The following is a 17,677-nucleotide window of genomic DNA, read 5'->3' as shown; positions in this document are numbered from 1 at the left end:
GCGGGGGAGCAGGCCCCGCAGGGATCAGAAGAAGGTGCGGATGTAGTCCGTGACCGTGCCGTCCGCCTCCACCAGCGGGATCAACTGCCACTTGTCGAACGACGTGCAGGGGTGCGAGAGCCCCATGCCGATCCAGTCGCCGACCTCCAGCTCCGCCCCCGCCTCCGTACGCACCCACCCGTGCTGGTCGGAGAGCCCGCTGACCGTGATGCCGGTGGCAGGGCGGACCGAGCCGTCGCGGGCGGAGCGGACGACCTGCGCCTCGGGGAGGTCCAGGTCGTACGCCGCGTCGCGCTTGCCCGCGTTGACGAAGGCCTGCTCGGCGGTGGGCCGGGAGACGACCTGGGCCCAGAGGCGGAAGGCGGGCTGAAGCGTGCCCTCCTCGGGGATCCGGTTGAAGGGGGTGAGGTGGCGGTAGTGGCCGTCGTCGTGGCTGACGTACGCGCCGGAGCGCAGCAGCTTGAGGACGGGCCGGCTCAGCGCGGGGACCTCGGCGAAGACATCGGCGACCGCGTCGAACCAGGCGCTGCCGCCCGCGCTGACCAGGATCTCCTCACCGTCGGCGAGCGCGGCGAAGCGTCCGGCCGCGTCGAGGTCCGCCGCCAGTGCGACGAGCCGGCGCAGCCACTCCCGCACGCGTTCCGGTGAGGCGTCCGGCACCTCGCCCTCGTACCCCGCGACACCCACGAGCCGCAGGGTGGAGGTGGCCGCCACCGCGTCCGCGACCGCCGCGCAGTCCGCCTCCGTACGGGCGCCGGTGCGGGCGCCGTCGCCGGCACCCAGCTCGATCACGACGTCCACGGGGCGTACGGCACCCGCCGCGCGCAGGGCCTCGTCCATCAGCTCGACGCCGCGCACCGAGTCCACGTAACAGGCGAACGTGAAGCCGGGGTCGGCGTCCAGCTCACCGGCGAGCCAGCGCAGCGCCACCGCGTCGACGAGCTCGTTGGCGAGGACGATCCGCCCGATGCCGTACGCGCGGTACACCCGGGCCTGGTGGGGGACGGCCGCGGTGATGCCCCACGCGCCGTACTCCAGCTGCCGGGCGAAGAGCTGAGGGGACATCGACGTCTTGCCGTGCGGCGCGAAGGCCAGGCCGTGCCGCTCCGCGTACGTCTCCAGCAGGGCGAGGTTGGCCTCGACGGACTCGGCGGACAGGGCCAGCACCGGGGTGGTGAACCCGCCCGTGAAGAGGTTGCGGCGCTCGGCCGCCAGCGCGCCCACGGTCAGCCCCTCGGCGTCGGGCGGCAGCGCCTTGAAGCGGTGGTCGACCCGTTCGCCGGCGAGTGCCGTCACGGACTGTTCGGGGGACTGCTCGGCGGCCAAGGGGGTCTCCTCGGGAACTAGTCGTTGCATTGTGTGCAACAGGCGTTGCGTATATCGCTCAAGGCTGTCTAACATCCGAGCCGATGCCGGGTCAATGGTGACCACCGGCGCCCAAGGCCGACCACGAGGAGCCCAGAGTGCCCGGATCCGCAGCCAGGACAGCCACCGCGGACGTCGTCTGCCTCGGCGAGTCCATGGTGACGTTCCTGCCCTCGCAGCCGGGCCGCCTCGCCGACGTCCCCTCCTTCGGCCGGGGCATCGGAGGCGCCGAGTCCAACGTCGCCTGCGCCCTCGCCGCCGCGGGCCACCGGGCGAAGTGGGTCGGGAGGGTCGGCGCCGACGGCTTCGGCGACCACCTCGTCGACACCATCGCCGGCTACGGCGTCGACACCTCCGCCGTCCGCCGCGACCCCGGCCGCCCCACCGGCATCTACTTCCGCACCGCGACGGACCGGGCCACCGACACCCACGAGGTGGCGTACTACCGGGCCGGCTCCGCGGCCTCCGCGATGTCCCCGGAGAACGTGCCGTACGAGGACCTCCTCGACACCCGCGTCCTGCACCTCTCCGGCATCACCGCCGCGCTCTCCGCCGACTGCCTGGCCCTCCTCCGCGACCTCACCGCACCCCGTGAGGACCGCCCCCTGATCTCCTTCGACGTCAACCACCGCCCCGGCCTCTGGCGCGACGGCGAGGCCGGCCCCGAGGTCCTGCTCGACCTCGCCCGCCGCAGCGACCTCGTCTTCGTCGGCGAGGACGAGGCCGAGGAGGCCTGGGGCGTCCACGGCACCGAGGCGATCCGCGCCGCCCTGCCCGAACCCGGCGTCCTGGTCGTCAAGCGCGGCTCCGACGGCGTCACCGTCTTCTCCAGGACCGGCCGGACCGGCAGCGGCACGGCGGCGGACACCGTCACCACCGTCCCCTCCCTGCACGTCGACGTCGTCGCCGCCGTCGGCGCGGGCGACGCCTTCGCCGCCGGGTTCCTCTCCGCCACCCTCCGCGACCTCCCCGTACGCGACCGCGCCCGGCACGGCCACCTCATGGCCGCCGCCGTCCTCACCGTCCCCGGCGACCTCACCGGCCCCCCGCCCCGCGACCACGCCGACCGGCTCGCCGCCCTCGACGACGAGGCCTGGGGCACACTTCGTCTCGGCCCCGGCTGGACCGTCACCGCCGGGGCGAACGAGGAGGTACGAGTCACATGAGCCAGACCGTCGACCGCGCGCTGAGCATCCTGCCGCTGCTCGCCCAGGGCCCCGCCGACCTCGGCCAGGTCGCCGAGCGACTGGGTGTCCACAAGTCCACGGCGCTGCGCCTGCTCCGTACGCTCCACGAGCACGGCCTGGTCTACCGCCAGGAGGACCAGCGCTACCGCCTCGGCGCCCGGCTCTTCGCGCTCGCCCAGGAAGCCGTCGAGAACCTCGACGTACGCGAGATCGCCCACAGCCACCTCGTCGCGCTCAACGAACAGTGCGGACACACCGTCCACCTCGCCGTGTACGAGGAGAACGAGGTCCTCTACATCGACAAGGTCGAGAGCCGCTACCCGGTCCGGATGTACTCACGGATCGGCAAACCCGTCGCGATCACCGTCGCCGCGGTCGCCAAGCTGCTCCTCGCCGACCTCCCCGAGCCCGAACGGCGCGCCATCGCCGAACGGCTCGACTACCCCATGTACACGTCCCGTTCGCTCCCGAACGCCGGCGCCTTCCTCAAGGAACTCGCCGTCGTACGCGAACAGGGCTGGGCCACCGACCTCGGAGGCCACGAGGAGTCCATCAACTGCGTCGGCGCCCCCATCCGGGGCGCGGACGGGCGGGTCGTCGCCGCCATGTCGGTGTCCGCACCGAACGTGGTCGTCACCGCCGAGGAACTCCTCACCCTGCTCCCCCTGGTACGCCGCACCGCGGACACCATCAGCCGGGAGTACTCCGGAACCACCCCCACCAAGAAAGCCTGAACCACCATGACCGAGAAGACCGCCCTCACCCCCAGCACCCACACCACCCCGCCCGCGAAGTTCTCGCACGGCGTGAAGAAGGGGAACATCCTCCAGGTCGCAGGTCAGGTCGGCTTCCTGCCCGCCGTCGAGGGCCAGGCCCCCACCCCGGCCGGTCCGACGCTGCGCGAGCAGACCCTCCAGACCTTCGCCAACGTCAAGGCGATCCTGGAGGAGGGCGGCGCGAGCTGGGACGACGTCATGATGATGCGCGTCTACCTCACCGACGTCGACCACTTCGCCGAGATGAACGCCATCTACAACGAGTACTTCGAGGAGCAGGGCCTCAAGGCCCCCGCCTCCGCACGTACGACGGTGTACGTCGGCCTGCCCAAGGGCCTCCTCATCGAGATCGACGCACTCGCGGTCCTCGGCTGATCACCTGATCCGCCGAGCCGGCGCTCCGCCCCCGGAGAGCCGGCTCCCCGAACCGCTCACCCACGGCACGGCGCCCCGTCCCTTCCCCCGAGGGGCGCCGTACCGCGCTCCCCCCTGCCCCGAAGGACCCCGTCACCAACGGAGTTGACCGCTCATGCTGCTCGCCGCCGCCCCCGCCACCGAGGCGCCACCCCACACCGGTGGACTGCTCCTCCTGATCGGCGGTACGCCCGGTCTGCTGACCGTCGCCGCCCTCGGGATCGCACTCCTGCTCGTCCTGATCATCAAGGCCAGGCTCCAGCCGTTCGTCGCGCTGCTCGCCGTGTCCATAGCCGTCGGCCTGGGTGCCGGTCTCTCCGTCACCGAACTCTTCGGCACGGTCCAGAAGTCGGCGGCCGTCTCGGTCATCGAATCCGGCATGGGCGGCATCCTCGGGCACGTCGCGATCATCATCGGCCTCGGCACGATGCTCGGCGCGATCCTGGAGGTGTCCGGCGGGGCCGAGGTCCTCAGCGCCCGCCTGCTGAACCTCTTCGGCGAGAAGCGCGCCCCGCTCGCCATGGGCCTCACCGGCCTCATCTTCGGCATCCCGGTCTTCTTCGACGTCGGCATCTTCGTCCTCGCACCGATCGTGTACGCCGCCGCCAAGCGCTCCGGCAAGTCGATCATCCTCTACGCGATGCCGCTGCTGGCCGGCCTCTCCATGACCCACGCGTTCCTGCCGCCGCACCCCGGACCGGTCGCCGCAGCGGGCCTCTTCAACGTCTCCCTCGGCTGGGTCATCCTGATGGGCGCCCTCGTCGGCATCCCGTCCGTCCTCGCCGCCTGGGGCTACGCCGCCTGGATCGGCAAGCGCATCTTCGTCGACGTACCGCAGGACATGGTCGAGGCCGCCGCCGAGGCCAAGGCCGCCGTCGTCGCCGAGCAGCAGGCCGCCGGTGTCACGCCGCACGAGAAGCCCGTCCCGCTCGGCACCGTACTCGCGATCATCGGTACGCCGCTGATCCTCATCCTGGCCGCGACGTTCTCCTCCATCGCGCTCGACCCGTCGACCCTGCGCTCCGTCATCGAGTTCTTCGGCAACCCGTTCGTCGCGCTGACGATCGCCCTGCTCCTCGCCTACTACCTGCTGGGCATCCGGCGCGGCTGGTCCCGCAAGTCCCTGGAGTCGGTCTCGACGTCCTCGCTGAAGCCCGTCGGCAACATCCTGCTGGTGGTCGGCGCGGGCGGCATCTTCGGAGCCGTGCTCAAGGGCAGCGGCATCGCGGACGCGCTCGCCGACACCTTCAACGACGTCGGCCTGCCCGTCATCCTGCTCGCCTGGCTGATCTCCGTCGTCCTGCGGGTCGCCCAGGGCTCGGCGACGGTCGCGATCGTCACCACCGCCGGCATCGTCGTCCCGCTCGTCGAGAACCAGGGCATGTCGCAGGGCCACCTCGCGCTGATCATCATGGCGATCTCGGCGGGCTCCATCTTCGCCTCGCACGTCAACGACGGCGGTTTCTGGATGGTCTCCAAGTACTTCGGCATCTCCGAGCGGGACACCCTGAAGACCTGGACGGTCCTGGAGACCGTCCTCTCGGTCGCCGGCTTCGTCGTCGCCGCCGCGCTGAGCCTGGTCATCTAGAGCATTCCGGTCCGGATCGGGCGGACGGCCCGATCCGGACGGAACCCGTCCACCTCGCCCCGCAGCCCCCTCCTGTCACCGGACGTCCACAGGTGTCCGCGACCCGAGGGGGCCTCACGGCGGTATGACGCGCCCCCTTGTGCGATGTCCCGTGATGCGCTTCGTTGATCGACATGGCGGAGACAAGCGAGACCACAGAAGCGGGGGAGCTGGGCTCCCCACCACGTAAGTCCAGTTGGCGCTACATCGGACCCGGCATCGTCGTCGCGGCCACCGGTGTCGGAGCCGGAGACCTGGTCGCGACCCTCATCGCGGGCAGCAAATTCGGCTACACCCTCATGTGGGCGGCCGTGATCGGCTGCCTCGTGAAGATCTCCCTCGCGGAGGCGGTCGGCCGCTGGCACCTCGCGACGGGCCGCACCCTCTTCGACGGCTGGCGCACCCTCGGCGGGTGGACCACGGGCTACTTCGCCGTGTACGTCGTCGTCTGGGGCTTCGTGTACGGCGCCACGGCCATGTCCTCCAGCGCCCTGCCCATCGTGGCGCTCTTCCCCGACGGGCCGGGCCTGAAGACCTGGGCGATCATCACCGGGCTGATCGGCCTGGTCTTCGTCTGGTTCAACCAGTACGCCGTCTTCGAGAAGGTCATGACGGTCCTGATCGGCGTGATGTTCGTCGTCGTGGTCTACGTCGCGATCCGCGTGGTCCCGGACATCGGCGCCTCCTTCGCGGGGCTGCTCCCCGTCCTCCCCGACGGCTCGCTGATCTACACGCTCGGGCTGATCGGCGGGGTCGGCGGCACCATCACCATGGCGGCCTACGGGTACTGGGTGAACGCCAAGGGCTGGTCCGACACCTCCTGGATGAAGGTGATGCGGATCGACAACCGGGTCGCCTACATCACCACCGGCATCTTCGTCGTGGCGATGCTCATCGTCGGCGCCGAGCTGCTGCACTCGTCGAGCATCGCCCTGACCCAGGGCGACCGGGGCCTGATCGACCTCGGCAAGGTCCTGGAGGACCGCTTCGGGGCGGGCACCGCGAAGCTGTTCCTGGTCGGCTTCTTCGCGGCGTCGTTCTCGTCGCTCATCGGTGTGTGGCACGGCGTGAGCCTGATGTTCGCCGACTTCGTGGACCGGATCCGCGCCGCCCGCGGCGACACGGGCGTGGACGAGGCGGGCAGCGGGACGGTCGGCCGGCAGGAGCGGTCCGTGCCCTTCCGCGCGTACCTGCTCTGGCTGACGTTCCCGCCGATGACGCTGCTGTGGCTGGACGAGCCCTTCGGGCTGGTCATCGGCTACGGAGTCCTGGGCGCGTTCTTCATGCCGTTCCTGGCCCTGACCCTGCTCTGGCTGCTCAACTCCTCCCGTACGCCGAGGGAGTGGCGCAACGGCTGGCTCAGCAACGGGATGCTGGGCGCGGCGGGTCTGCTGTTCATCGTGCTGTGCGTCCAGCAGGTGCGCGAACTGCCCTGGTGACGGCGGCGTACCCCTGTACGCACGCAGCAGCGCCGCCGGGGGAGCGGCGGCGCTGCTGGACCGGAGGGGCCTTCGCGTTACGGGAGGCCGTGCACGTGCGGGCCGACCGCGCCGGACCAGGAGTTGCCGGCCGTGGCGTCCCAGTTCGTGGACCAGGTCATCGCGCCGCGCAGGTCCGGGTAGGTCCTGGAGGGCTTGAAGGAGCCGCAGCCCGTGCCCTTGGCCAGGCAGTCCAGGGCCGCGTTCACGACGGACGGGGCGACGTAGCCGCTGCCCGCGCCGCGGGTGGAGGCGGGGACCCCGAGGCCGACCTGGGACGGGGCGAGACCGCCCTCCAGCTGGATGCAGGCGAGCGCGGTGAGGAAGTCCACCGAGCCCTGCGAGTAGACCTTGCCGTCGCAGCCCAGCATCGAACCGCTGTTGTAGTACTGCATGTTGACGACGGTCAGGATGTCCTTGATGTTGAGCGCCGTCTTGAAGTACTCACCGGACGTCGACTGCATGTCGATGGTCTGCGGGGCCATCGTGATGACGAGGCCGGAGCCCGCCTTCGACGACAGGGAGCGCAGGGCCTTCGTCATGTAGGTGGAGTTGAGGCCGTTCTCCAGGTCGATGTCGACGCCGTTGAAGCCGTACTCCTGGATCAGCGCGTACACCGAGTCGGCGAAGGCGGTGGCGGAGGCGTCGCTGTTGACGGCGACGGCGCCCTTCTCCCCGCCCACGGAGATGATGACGTTCTTCCCGGCGGCCTGCTTGGCCTTGATGTCGGCCTTGAACTGGGCAAGGGTGTAGCCGTTCAGGCCCGCCGAGTCCAGGTTGAAGGTGACGGCACCCGGTGTGGCCGTGGCGTCCGCGAAGGAGACGGCGATGATGTCGTAGTCCGCGGGGACGTCACTGAGCTTCTGGACGGCGGCGCCGTTGTTGAAGTTCTGCCAGTAGCCGGTCACCGCGTGCTTGGGGACCGAGGTCGTCGGGCCGGGGCCCGTGGCGGTCTTCGCCGTACGGCCGCTGACGGTCGCCGACTTGACCGACTCGCCGGCGGCGTTCGTGGCGCTGACGGAGAACTGGTAGGCGGTGTCCGCGGCGAGGCCGGTCACCGTGGCCGAGGTGCCGGTCGAGGTGGTGGCCTTCGTGCCGTCGCGGTAGACGGTGTAGCCGGTGGCGCCGGAGACGGCGTTCCAGGTCAGGGCGACCGAGGAGCTGGTCGTCGTGGAGACGGCCAGTCCGGCCGGGGCGCCGGGGATCGAGGGGCCGGGGTCGGTGCCGCCGCCGCCGTCCGGGCCGGTCACCTCGACGTCGTCCGCGACGTAGGCGGCCTGGCCGTACCAGCCGTGGGTGTAGACGGTCACCGAGGTGGTGGAGGGGCCGGTGGTGAAGGTGGTCCGCAGCTGGGTCCAGCTGCTGGAGCCGGGGGACCAGGTGGAGACGTCCGTCGTCCCCGTACCGCTGGCGCCGAGATAGGCGTAACCGCCCTGCACCCAGGAGCTCAGCGTGTAGGTGGAGCCGGGCTTCACGGCGACGGTCTGCGTGCACTTGGCGTTGTCCTGGCCGGCCGGGGTGGCCTTGAGCGCGGAGGAGCCGCCGTGCACGGGGGAGGAGACCGTGGCGCCGGAGCCGCCGGAACAGGTCCAGCCGGCGAGCCCCGATTCGAACCCGGCGTTCCTGGCCACGTTGATGTCGGCGGCCTGCGCGGTGCTGACGAGCCCGGTGACGCCCAGCGCCCCGGCCGCGACGACGGCGACGGCCCCGCCGAGGAGAGGCCGGACGCGGCGCCTTCTGTGCCTGCTGCTGCCTGCGGAGCGTTCCACTTGCTGCCTCCGGTGGGGGAGTTGGGGGTGCTGGCGGGAACGGTGGCCACCGTTGGCCGATAAACTGGTCCAGACCAATCAAGTTGTCAAGACCTCTGGCGGCCCGGATGCCAGCGAGGGGCCGAAGAGGTGCCTGCGCGCCTCCGGGTGAACGGCCCCGGGCCCTCCCGTGTGCACTCGCACGGGTGACAGTGCGGGTGATGGTGCGGGTCGCGCCACGGGGATGGCCGGAATGTGACGGAGCGGATATCGCGGAGGGGCGGGGAAAGGGAAGTGAATCCGTTCTGACGTGGGCGGATTAATTCCCGCCCATTTCAAACCCCATCGGCCGGGGTAACTCTGCGCAGTGGTGCAGAAGTTAACCACTTTGCTTTTCGTCCGATTTCGTACGGAGGCGTAGCGAACGCCTGTGCCGCACGTCTTCGTACTGGGTTCCGATATCTGTTCTCTGCCTGGTCCGACGTGGCTAAAGTGCTGGGGAAGAAGCACGGAGCAGGAGCGATTGCGGCCGGAGTCACCCCCGACGACGGCCGGGGCCGAACGGGGAAGAGCGTGCCGACCGCAATAGCAGTGACCAGCGCTGATCTCGTGCTACCTCCGACCGATCAGCAGACACCCACGGCAGCCCTGTTGCAGGCACCCGAGGCCCAGCCCCTCGATCTCGCGATCGGTGACATGAACCTGCTCCTGGAGCAGCACGGCTATGTGATCGCGGTCTACCCCACGGGCATCAGCCCCGCCCATGAACGCAGACTGCACGCCATCCGGTCCGTCCTGGAGAGCGACCGCATCGCCCTGCTCAGGACCGACCTGCCGCCGCTGGGCGTCGCCGTGCTCGTACGCCAGCTGCGCCAGCTCTCCATCTGCGACTTCAGCCCGGGAGTGGTCGCCTCGGCGGCCCGGCTGCTCGCCCACTACATCCACGCCGGGGCCCTGCTGAACTCCGTGGCCAGGCTCGACCGCGTCCCCGTCAGCCTCAAGTCCCACGCCAAGTCCTGGGTGCCGGGCTCCCAGTTCGCCGTGCTGGCCGGTCCGAACCCTCAGCTCATCAAGATCGGCCCGACGGCCGAACCCCCGGCCGGTCCGCCCTTCGCCACACAACTACTCGTCGCCAAGGGCCAGTTGACATCCGAATGGGTCCAGCAGACCCTGGCTCCGGCCTGGGGGGTCCAGGCCATTCAGGAGTGCGCGCTGCCTTCCGGTTCGGCACGCTGGTGGGGAACGGGGAAGCTGGTGGAATTTGCCTCCTTCCTTCCGGACATCTCCGTGATCTACCAGCTCGTTTCCTCCGTACGCCGGGAAAACTGCCACTGGTGCGGAATGGAGCTCATCGGCGACCGCTGCGGGTTCTGTTCCTCCCCGCTGGCACCGCCGGAGAACCGAATGCTCTCCCCAGGTGTCCTGAGCCATGGAGCGCCCGCGCCGCCCCGCACCTAGCGCGCCCAGGGCTCTCCGCAGACACCGCGCATCCCTCTCTGTCCGCTGCCCCACGCATCCGATTCGAACGAGGTTGTCCGGCCCATGAACTCCCGCCAGCGCCGCGGCGTGATACTCCTGCTCCTGTCGGTCCTGTGCGCCTTCGGTGCCTTCGCCGGGGTGCTCTCGGTGATCAGCGACGTCAACTCGAAGGTCGGACCCGAGGTCGACGCCTACCGGCTCAAGAACAACGTGGCCCCGTACACGAGCCTGTCGGCCGACCAGTTCGAGAAGGTCTCCATGCCCAAGCGGTGGCTGTCGGACAACGCCGTCACGGAGATCGACGAGATCGACGGGAAGATCGCCGTCACCGAGCTCAGGAAGGGCTCCCTGATGCAGTCCGACATGATGGTCAGGAGCCCGGAACTGCGGCCGGGCGAGCAGGAGATCGCCATCATGATCGACGCCGCCACCGGGGTCGCGGGCAAGATCCGGCCCAACGACAAGGTGAACATCTACGCCACCTTCGCGGGCGAGCGGGACGGCGAGGCCTCCCAGTCCAAGGTCATCGTCTCCAACGCCAAGGTCCTCGACGTCGGTCAGCTGACCGCCCTGGAACCGAAGAAGGACGACCGGAACCAGGCAACCGAGGCCGTGCCGATCACCTTCGCGCTCAACACCCTCGACACCCAGCGCGTGGCCTACGCGGAGTCCTTCGCCGAGCACGTACGGCTCGCACTGATCGCACCCGGCAGCGACGGCACCATCCGGCCGGGCGACCGGACCTACACGCTCGACAAGGACAAGTGAGGGCCCGGATGACCACCAGAATCCTCCCGGCGGTCGGTGACGCCGACGCGGCCAGGTCCGTGACCACCCTCCTCAGCCAGCTCCCCGACGCGGAGCCGGCGGCGCCGGTGGGTGACTCGACGCAGCTCATCGACACCCTCGCCCGGCTCGCCGGCGAGTCCATCGAGGAGCTGCCCGAGGTCGTGCTGGTCCACGAGCGGATCGGCCCGGTGCCCGCCCTGGAGCTGATCCGGGAGGTTTCCCTGCGCTTCCCCGCCGTCGGGGTCGTGCTGATCACCGCAGACGCCAGCCAGACCCTCTTCGCCGCCGCCATGGACGCCGGCGCCCGCGGCCTGGTCACCCTCCCCCTGAGCTACGAGGAGCTCGCCAACCGCGTGCAGGCCGCCGCGCAGTGGTCCACGGGCGTACGGCGCCACCTCGGGTCCGGCGGCGACGTCTTCACCGGCCCCGGCGGCACGGTCGTCACCGTCACCGGCGCCAAGGGCGGGGTCGGCGCGACCGTCACCGCCGTACAACTGGCCCTGGCCGCACAGGCCTCCGGGCACACGGCCGCCCTCGTCGACCTCGACCTCCAGACCGGCGACATCGCCGCCTACCTCGACGTGCAGTTCCGGCGCTCCGTCGTCGACCTGGCAGCCATCACCGACATATCCCCGCGGGTCCTCTCCGACGCGGTGTTCTCCCACGACACCGGACTGGCGCTGCTGCTGGCCCCCGGGGAGGGGGAACGCGGCGAGGAGGTCAGCGACCGTGCCGCCCGCCAGATCGTCAGCGCCCTGCGCTCCCGCTACGAGGTCGTCGTCATCGACTGCGGAAGCCAGATGAGCGGCGCCAACGCTGCGGCGATCGAGATGGCCGACACCGCCGTGCTCGTGACGACACCGGACGTCGTCGCCGTGCGCGGTGCCAAGCGGATCGTACGGATGTGGGACCGGCTCCAGATCCGCAAGGCCGAGGAGACGGTCACCCTCGTCAACCGCTTCAACCGCAACACCGAGATCCAGCCCGCCCTGATCCAGCGGATCACCGGGACCCGGATGGCGGGCACGGCGGTACCGGCGAACTTCAAGGAACTGCAGGGCGCGGTGGATTCGGGCCGTATGCACGAACTGGACCCACGCTCCACCGTGAAACAGGCCCTCTGGGCCCTGGCGGGCGAGCTCGGACTCGTGAAGCCTTCCCAGGGAGCGGAGCCGCGCGGCGGCATGCTGCGCGGCGACCGGGGCTCGATCGGGGGCCGCAAGCGCAAGGGCGGCACGACCAGCGGGGGAGGCCGACAATGACACCGGGCAGAGGAGAGCCGGGCCGGATACGGGCACGGCTGGGACGCGACCGGGGGCAGCTGACCATCGAGTTCACCGGGATGGTGCCGATCATCCTGGTGACCCTGGTGCTGCTCTGGCAGGCGGTGCTCGTGGGGTACACCTTCACCCTGGCGAGCGGCGCTGCCGACGAAGGCGTACGCGCAGCCGTCGCCTCCGGCGCCTGGGACCGCCGGAGCAGCTGCGAGGCGGCCGTCCACGAACGGCTTCCGAGCGCATGGGACGGACCCGCGCGGATCCGCGAGTGCGGGACCAAGGGGGACGACATGGTCAAGGTCCGCATCACCCTGAAGGCCCCCGTCCTCTTCCCCGGCTTCGCCAGCCTCCCCATCCCCGTCGACGCGACGGCCGGTGCGGCCGCGGAAGGGAAGTGACGTGCCATGGCACCCGTACGGACCACACGCGCGGCCGGGCGGGCCGCGGACGAGACGGCCGGCCGGTCTCCACGCGCGGCCGGGCGGGCCGCGGACGAGGCGGCGGGCCGGTCTCCACGCGCGGCCCGGCAGCGGGCGCGCAGGCGCGGTGACCGGGGCTCCACCGCCATCGAGTACCTGGGCTTCCTCCCCGTCCTCATCCTCATCGGCATGGCCGGCCTCCAGCTCGGCCTGATCGCCTACACCGCCCAGCAGGCGGGCACCGGCGCGCGAGCCGCCGCCCGCACCGCCTCGCAGGACGGCCTGCGCGGATCGTACGAGCGCGTCGGCAAGGCGTCGATGACCGGCTGGGTCGCCCAGCGGGCCCGGATCGCCCCGCCCAGCGGCGGAGACTCGGTCACGGTGAAGGTCACGGTCACCGTCCCGGACGTCCTGCTCGGCCTGCTCGGCGACCGGACCGTCGAGAAGTCCGCCACCATGCCCCGCGACTGAGCGCACCCCCCATCCCATCCGAGGAGTACCACCCATGAGCCTGCGGGCACGCATCACCGCCCCCGAGGAGCGCGGAGGGGGACGGGAGGACGGCCACCTGGTCGCCACCTACCGCGCCAAGCTCCTGGAGGAGATCGACCTCGCGGAGATGTCCTCGCTGGCCGCCGCCGACCGCCGCGCCCGGCTCGAACGCGTCCTGGGCCACATCATCAGCCGCGAGGGCCCGGTCCTCTCCACCGTCGAACGCTCCCAGCTCATCCGCCGGGTCGTCGACGAGGCCCTCGGCCTCGGTGTCCTCGAACCGCTCCTGGAGGACGCCTCCATCACGGAGATCATGGTCAACGGACCCGACCAGATCTTCGTCGAGCGGGGCGGCAGGGTCGAGCAGCTCCCGATGCGCTTCGCCAGCCACGAACAGCTCATGCAGACGATCGAACGCATCGTCTCCACCGTCAACCGGCGCGTGGACGAGGCCAATCCGATGGTCGACGCCCGCCTGCCCAGCGGTGAGCGCGTCAACGTCATCATCCCGCCGCTCTCCCTCACCGGCGCCACACTCACCATCCGGCGCTTCCCCCGGTCCTTCTCGCTCCAGGAGATGATCGGCTTCGGCTCGCTCGACCAGCAGATGCTGCTGCTGCTCGCCGGACTCGTCCAGGCGAAGTTCAACGTGATCGTCTCCGGGGCCACCGGCACCGGGAAGACCACCCTCCTCAACGCGCTCTCCGGGCTCATCCCCGAAGGTGAACGCATCGTCACCATCGAGGACTCCGCCGAACTCCAGCTCCAGCAGAACCATGTGATCCGCCTCGAGTCACGCCCCGCGAACGTCGAGGGCAAGGGCCAGATCACCATCCGCGACCTGGTCCGCAACTCCCTGCGTATGCGCCCCGACCGCATCGTCGTCGGTGAGGTCCGAGGCGGCGAGTCGCTCGACATGCTCCAGGCGATGTCGACCGGCCACGACGGTTCGCTGGCCACCGTCCACGCCAACAGCGCGGAGGACGCCCTGATGCGCCTCCAGACCCTCGCCTCGATGTCCGAGATCAAGATCCCCTTCGAGGCGCTGCACGACCAGATCAACAGCGCCGTCGACGTCATCGTCCAGCTGACCCGGCACGCCGACGGCACCCGGCGCGTCACCGAGATCGCGGTCCTCGACTCCCACGGACGCGACCCGTACAGGATCGTCACCGTCGCCCGGTTCGACGCCCGGCCGATGGACACCGACGGCGTGATCCACGGCGAGTTCCGCACCCTCCCGCTCCCGCGCCGCATCGCCGACCGGCTCTTCATGGCCGGACAGCCGATCCCCCAGGCCTTCGGGGTCGCCCCGTCAGACGAATACCTCGCCACCCGAGAGGCCAGATAGGTACCCCGACATGGACAACCTCGCACCGCTCACCATCGGCGTCACGCTGCTGTGCTGCGTACTCGGCGTCCTGGGCCTGCACGCCTACACCTCGGGCAAGGCCCAGCGCGAAGCCCTCGTCGACCGGCTCTCCTCGACCGGCCAGATCGACATGGGCCCGCAGCGCCGCTTCCGGGGGCTCGACCGCAGACTGCGCCGTACGAAGCTGGGCAAGAGGATCGAGCTGAAGCTCGCGGCCACCGGCCTCGACCTCACCCCGGGCGAGTACTTCCTCTACGTCCTGGCCTCGGTGGCCGCCCTCTGGCTCATCGCGGCCTCCGTCCTGGCCGCCTTCTTCGGCCCGCTCGCCGGACTCGCCGCGATCTGGGGCGCCAACACCTTCCTGAACTGGCACCGCACCAAACGCACCGAGGCCTTCATCAGCCAGCTGCCGGAGATCTCCCGGGTGCTCGCCAACGCCACCCAGGCCGGGCTCTCCCTGCGTACGTCCATCGCCATGGCCGCGGACGAACTCGAAGCACCCGCCGGTGACGAACTCCGGGTGGTCGCCGACCAGCTCGGCGTCGGCCGCACCCTCGACGACGCACTCGGCGAGCTCGCCGAACGCCTGCCCTCCCGTGAACTCGTCGTCCTCGTCTCCACGCTGATCCTCTCCAACCGGGCCGGCGGCCAGGTCGTCTCCTCCCTGCGCAACCTCACCATCACCCTGGAGGAACGCAAGGAGACCCGGCGCGAGGTCCGCACCCAGCTCTCCCAGGTCAACACCACCGCGTACGCCGTCCCCGCCATCGGGGTCGGCGCCCTGCTCCTCGTGAACTCGATCATCCCCGGAGCACTCGACCGGATGACCGGATCCGTCGCCGGCCAGATCGCGGTCCTCATCTCGCTCGGCCTCTACGCCCTCGGCTTCATCGCCATCCGCCGCATTTCCAAGATCGATATCTGAGGAGGGGACCGGTATGGAACTGCTGCTCGCTCTCGTCGTCGGCCTCAGTGTGTTCGGCGTCTTCAAGGGCGTACGGATGTACCGCGCAGAGGCCACCCTCCCCGGAGACCTCGCCCTCGCCCTCGAAGTCGGCTCGACCCGCACCACCGCCGTCGGCTCCGGCATCGACCGGCTCGGCATGCGCTGGGCCCCCCTGGTCCTGCGGCTGATGGGCCCCAAGAAGGTCAACGAGAAACGCCGCAAGATCGACATGGCGGGCAACCCCGGCGGCCTCACCATCGACCGCTACGCCGCCCGCCGCGCCGTCTACAGCGCCCTCGGCGGCTTCGCCGCGTTCGCGATGCTCAGCAGCGGCAAGATCTTCATGGCCCTGTTCATGATCGCCTTCGGCCTGTTCTGGGGCGAGGTCGGGATCTGGGCCGCCGTCCGCAAGCGCCGCGACGACATCGACCGCACCCTCCCCGACTTCCTGGACGTCCTCGCCGTCGTGGTCTCCGCGGGCCTCGGCTTCCGGCAGGCCCTCGACCGGGTCGCCGAGAAGTACCAGGGCCCCTGGTCCGACGAACTCCGCATCACCCTGCGCCAGATGGACATGGGCGTCAGCCGCCGCCAGGCCTTCGACGAACTGCGCCGACGCAACGACTCCGAACAGGTCGCCATGTTCGTCACCGCACTCCAGCAGGGTGAGGAACTGGGCGCGCCGATCGTCGACACCCTCATCGCCATCGCCAACGACATGCGCCGCACCGACGCGCAGAACGCCCGGCGCAAGGCCGCCAAGGCGGTCCCCAAGGCCACCCTGATGGTCACCACCTTCATGATCCCCGCGACCATGATCCTCATGGGCGCGGCCATGCTGCTCGGATCCGACACCAACCTCGGATCCCTCACAGGGGAGTGAGCGGCCGCCGATGACGATCTCCCTGCACCCGGGCGCCGAGGAATCGCGACACGCCGCCCTCTCCACCCCCGCCGGTCCGACACCCACGGTCTCCATCCAGGTCAACGCCCTCTCGGCGCTGGCCCGCCAGGTGTTCCTCTTCCGGCTGGCCATGATCGCCATCGGCACCCCGCAGGCCCTCGACAACACCGCACCCGGCCTCGCGAGCTGGCTGGTCGCCTCCGCCGTCCTGGTCACCTTCGTCGGCTCGTACGCCCTCTACCGCGACTGGGAACGCTTCGGGCCGCTCCTCGTACGCTCCCCGCTCCTGCTCGGCGCCGACACGGTCTTCGGCGCCCTGCTCCTGTTCACCGCCACACCCGACTCGACCCTCGGATACGCCGTCGTCTGCACGCCCCTCCTGGCCGGACTGCTCTACGGCTGGCGAGCGGCCGGCGTCTTCGCCGCCGTACAGGGCCTGATCCTGGCCGCGGCCTACGGCGCGGAGGACAAGCTCCAGGCCGGCGGCCTGGCCTCCGTGCTCCTGCTGCCCGGCTTCTGCGTCCTCGCCGGAGCCGTCGGCGTCGCCCTGCGCAACCTGATGCTCCGCGTCGGCGCGGCCAGCCAGGCCCTCACCGAGACCCGCGCCCGCCTCGCCGTCAGCGTGGCCGTCGAGGACGAACGCGCCCGCCTCGCCCGCGAGATGCACGACTCCGTCGCCAAGACCCTCCACGGCCTGGCCCTGGCAGCCGACGGCCTGGCCCACTCCTCCGACCGGATGGACCCTCTCACCGTCCGGCACCAGGCCGAACTGGTCGCCCGCTCGGCCCGCCGCGCCGCCGCCGAATCCCGCGAACTCCTCTCCGACCTGCGCCGCGAGTCCGGCCTGGACGGCGGGGTCGACATCGTCGCCGAACTCCGCGCCCGCGCCGACGACTTCTCCCGCCGCCACGGGACGAGCACCGTCTTCCGCACCCTTGGCGACACCCCGGTCCCGCCGGTACCGCACATCGTCGCCCGCCAGCTGCTCACCGTCGCCTCCGAAGCCATGGAGAACGCCCACCGGCACGCCCACCCCACCTACCTCGCCGTCCTGGCCGGCATCAAGGGCGACGTCCTGCGCGTCAGCGTGTACGACGACGGCCGGGGCCTCCCCGCCGGCACCACCCTCGACGACCTCCGACGGGCCGGCCACTTCGGCCTCGTCGGCATGGTCGAGCGCGCGGCCTCCATCGGGGCCCGCATCCGCATCGGCAAGGGCAGGGCGGCCAAGGGCACGGAGGTCCGCCTGGAACTCCCCGTCGCGGCCCTGTCGCCGCCCCCGGTGACCGCCTCTGCTCCAGGGCCGGGCCCGGCCGCAAGCCCGTAACCGCACCCGCTCGACCGCCCCACCGCTCCTGCTCCGCTCCCCGCTCCTTCGTCCCCACCACACCTGAGAGGAGGTCGCAG

General features: G+C 70.8%; 16 protein-coding genes. 14 read left to right on the top strand and 2 right to left on the bottom strand.

All coding sequences use genetic code 11. From position 1 onward, the window contains the following. Positions 1-24 precede the first annotated feature (24 nt). The gene (locus JKV81_RS17300) at positions 25-1,356 is read right to left on the bottom strand and encodes an alanine racemase (protein WP_202076670.1); all 1,332 of its coding nucleotides are present in this window, start codon (positions 1,354-1,356) and stop codon (positions 25-27) included. 107 nt (positions 1,357-1,463) lie between these two features. Here JKV81_RS17300 and JKV81_RS17295 point away from each other — a divergent pair, with 107 nt between their 5' ends. From JKV81_RS17295 to JKV81_RS17275, 5 genes are all read left to right on the top strand, one after another. Further along, positions 1,464-2,531, top strand: coding sequence for a sugar kinase (locus tag JKV81_RS17295; protein ID WP_129265226.1), 1,068 nt, complete (start codon positions 1,464-1,466; stop codon positions 2,529-2,531). Continuing rightward, positions 2,528-3,286, top strand: a complete 759-nt coding sequence (locus tag JKV81_RS17290) for an IclR family transcriptional regulator (protein ID WP_099174749.1) — start codon at positions 2,528-2,530, stop codon at positions 3,284-3,286. The genes JKV81_RS17295 and JKV81_RS17290 overlap by 4 nt, the downstream gene beginning before the upstream one ends. Before the next feature lie 6 nt (positions 3,287-3,292). Continuing rightward, on the top strand, positions 3,293-3,703 hold the full coding sequence (locus tag JKV81_RS17285) for a RidA family protein (protein WP_099174748.1): 411 nt from the start codon (positions 3,293-3,295) through the stop codon (positions 3,701-3,703). Positions 3,704-3,857: 154 nt separating this feature from the next. After that, on the top strand, positions 3,858-5,330 hold the full coding sequence (locus JKV81_RS17280; RefSeq protein ID WP_129265227.1) for a GntP family permease: 1,473 nt from the start codon (positions 3,858-3,860) through the stop codon (positions 5,328-5,330). A 173-nt stretch (positions 5,331-5,503) separates the two neighbouring features. Next, positions 5,504-6,808, top strand: coding sequence for an Nramp family divalent metal transporter (locus tag JKV81_RS17275; RefSeq protein WP_202076668.1), 1,305 nt, complete (start codon positions 5,504-5,506; stop codon positions 6,806-6,808). 77 nt (positions 6,809-6,885) lie between these two features. Here the strand turns inward: JKV81_RS17275 and JKV81_RS17270 are convergent, their stop codons facing one another. After that, positions 6,886-8,616, bottom strand: coding sequence for a chitinase (locus JKV81_RS17270; protein ID WP_129265229.1), 1,731 nt, complete (start codon positions 8,614-8,616; stop codon positions 6,886-6,888). Positions 8,617-9,204: 588 nt separating this feature from the next. On the opposite strand from JKV81_RS17270, the gene JKV81_RS17265 reads away from it, so the two are divergent. From JKV81_RS17265 to JKV81_RS17225, 9 genes are all read left to right on the top strand, one after another. Next, positions 9,205-10,053, top strand: coding sequence for a hypothetical protein (locus tag JKV81_RS17265; RefSeq protein WP_124275994.1), 849 nt, complete (start codon positions 9,205-9,207; stop codon positions 10,051-10,053). Positions 10,054-10,137: 84 nt separating this feature from the next. After that, entirely contained in the window at positions 10,138-10,842 is a 705-nt protein-coding gene (cpaB, locus tag JKV81_RS17260) for a Flp pilus assembly protein CpaB (protein ID WP_124274424.1), read from the top strand. Between the two features lie 8 nt (positions 10,843-10,850). Continuing rightward, the gene (locus JKV81_RS17255) at positions 10,851-12,125 is read left to right on the top strand and encodes a CpaE/TadZ family protein (RefSeq protein WP_099174744.1); all 1,275 of its coding nucleotides are present in this window, start codon (positions 10,851-10,853) and stop codon (positions 12,123-12,125) included. Then, a complete protein-coding gene (locus JKV81_RS17250) occupies positions 12,122-12,538 on the top strand; it encodes a TadE/TadG family type IV pilus assembly protein (protein WP_129265230.1) in 417 nt (138 codons plus the stop codon). Before JKV81_RS17255 ends, JKV81_RS17250 begins: the two co-directional genes overlap by 4 nt. Before the next feature lie 6 nt (positions 12,539-12,544). Further along, positions 12,545-13,030, top strand: a complete 486-nt coding sequence (locus JKV81_RS17245) for a TadE/TadG family type IV pilus assembly protein (RefSeq protein ID WP_124274426.1) — start codon at positions 12,545-12,547, stop codon at positions 13,028-13,030. Positions 13,031-13,064: 34 nt separating this feature from the next. Further along, positions 13,065-14,402: a TadA family conjugal transfer-associated ATPase gene (locus JKV81_RS17240; protein ID WP_124274427.1), complete on the top strand. Its 1,338-nt coding sequence runs from the start codon at positions 13,065-13,067 to the stop codon at positions 14,400-14,402. Positions 14,403-14,412: 10 nt separating this feature from the next. Next, positions 14,413-15,348 carry a type II secretion system F family protein gene (locus tag JKV81_RS17235; protein WP_124274428.1) on the top strand — a complete coding sequence of 312 codons (936 nt, stop codon included), beginning with the start codon at positions 14,413-14,415 and terminating at the stop codon, positions 15,346-15,348. A gap of 13 nt (positions 15,349-15,361) precedes the next feature. Continuing rightward, on the top strand, positions 15,362-16,249 hold the full coding sequence (locus JKV81_RS17230) for a DUF5936 domain-containing protein (RefSeq protein ID WP_099174739.1): 888 nt from the start codon (positions 15,362-15,364) through the stop codon (positions 16,247-16,249). Positions 16,250-16,259: 10 nt separating this feature from the next. Further along, positions 16,260-17,597, top strand: coding sequence for a sensor histidine kinase (locus JKV81_RS17225; protein WP_202076655.1), 1,338 nt, complete (start codon positions 16,260-16,262; stop codon positions 17,595-17,597). Positions 17,598-17,677 lie beyond the last annotated feature (80 nt).

It is taken from the genome of Streptomyces silvae, assembly GCF_016745505.1.
GTDB lineage: Bacteria > Actinomycetota > Actinomycetes > Streptomycetales > Streptomycetaceae > Streptomyces > Streptomyces silvae.
This window is presented reverse-complemented; position numbering and strand designations above follow the sequence as displayed.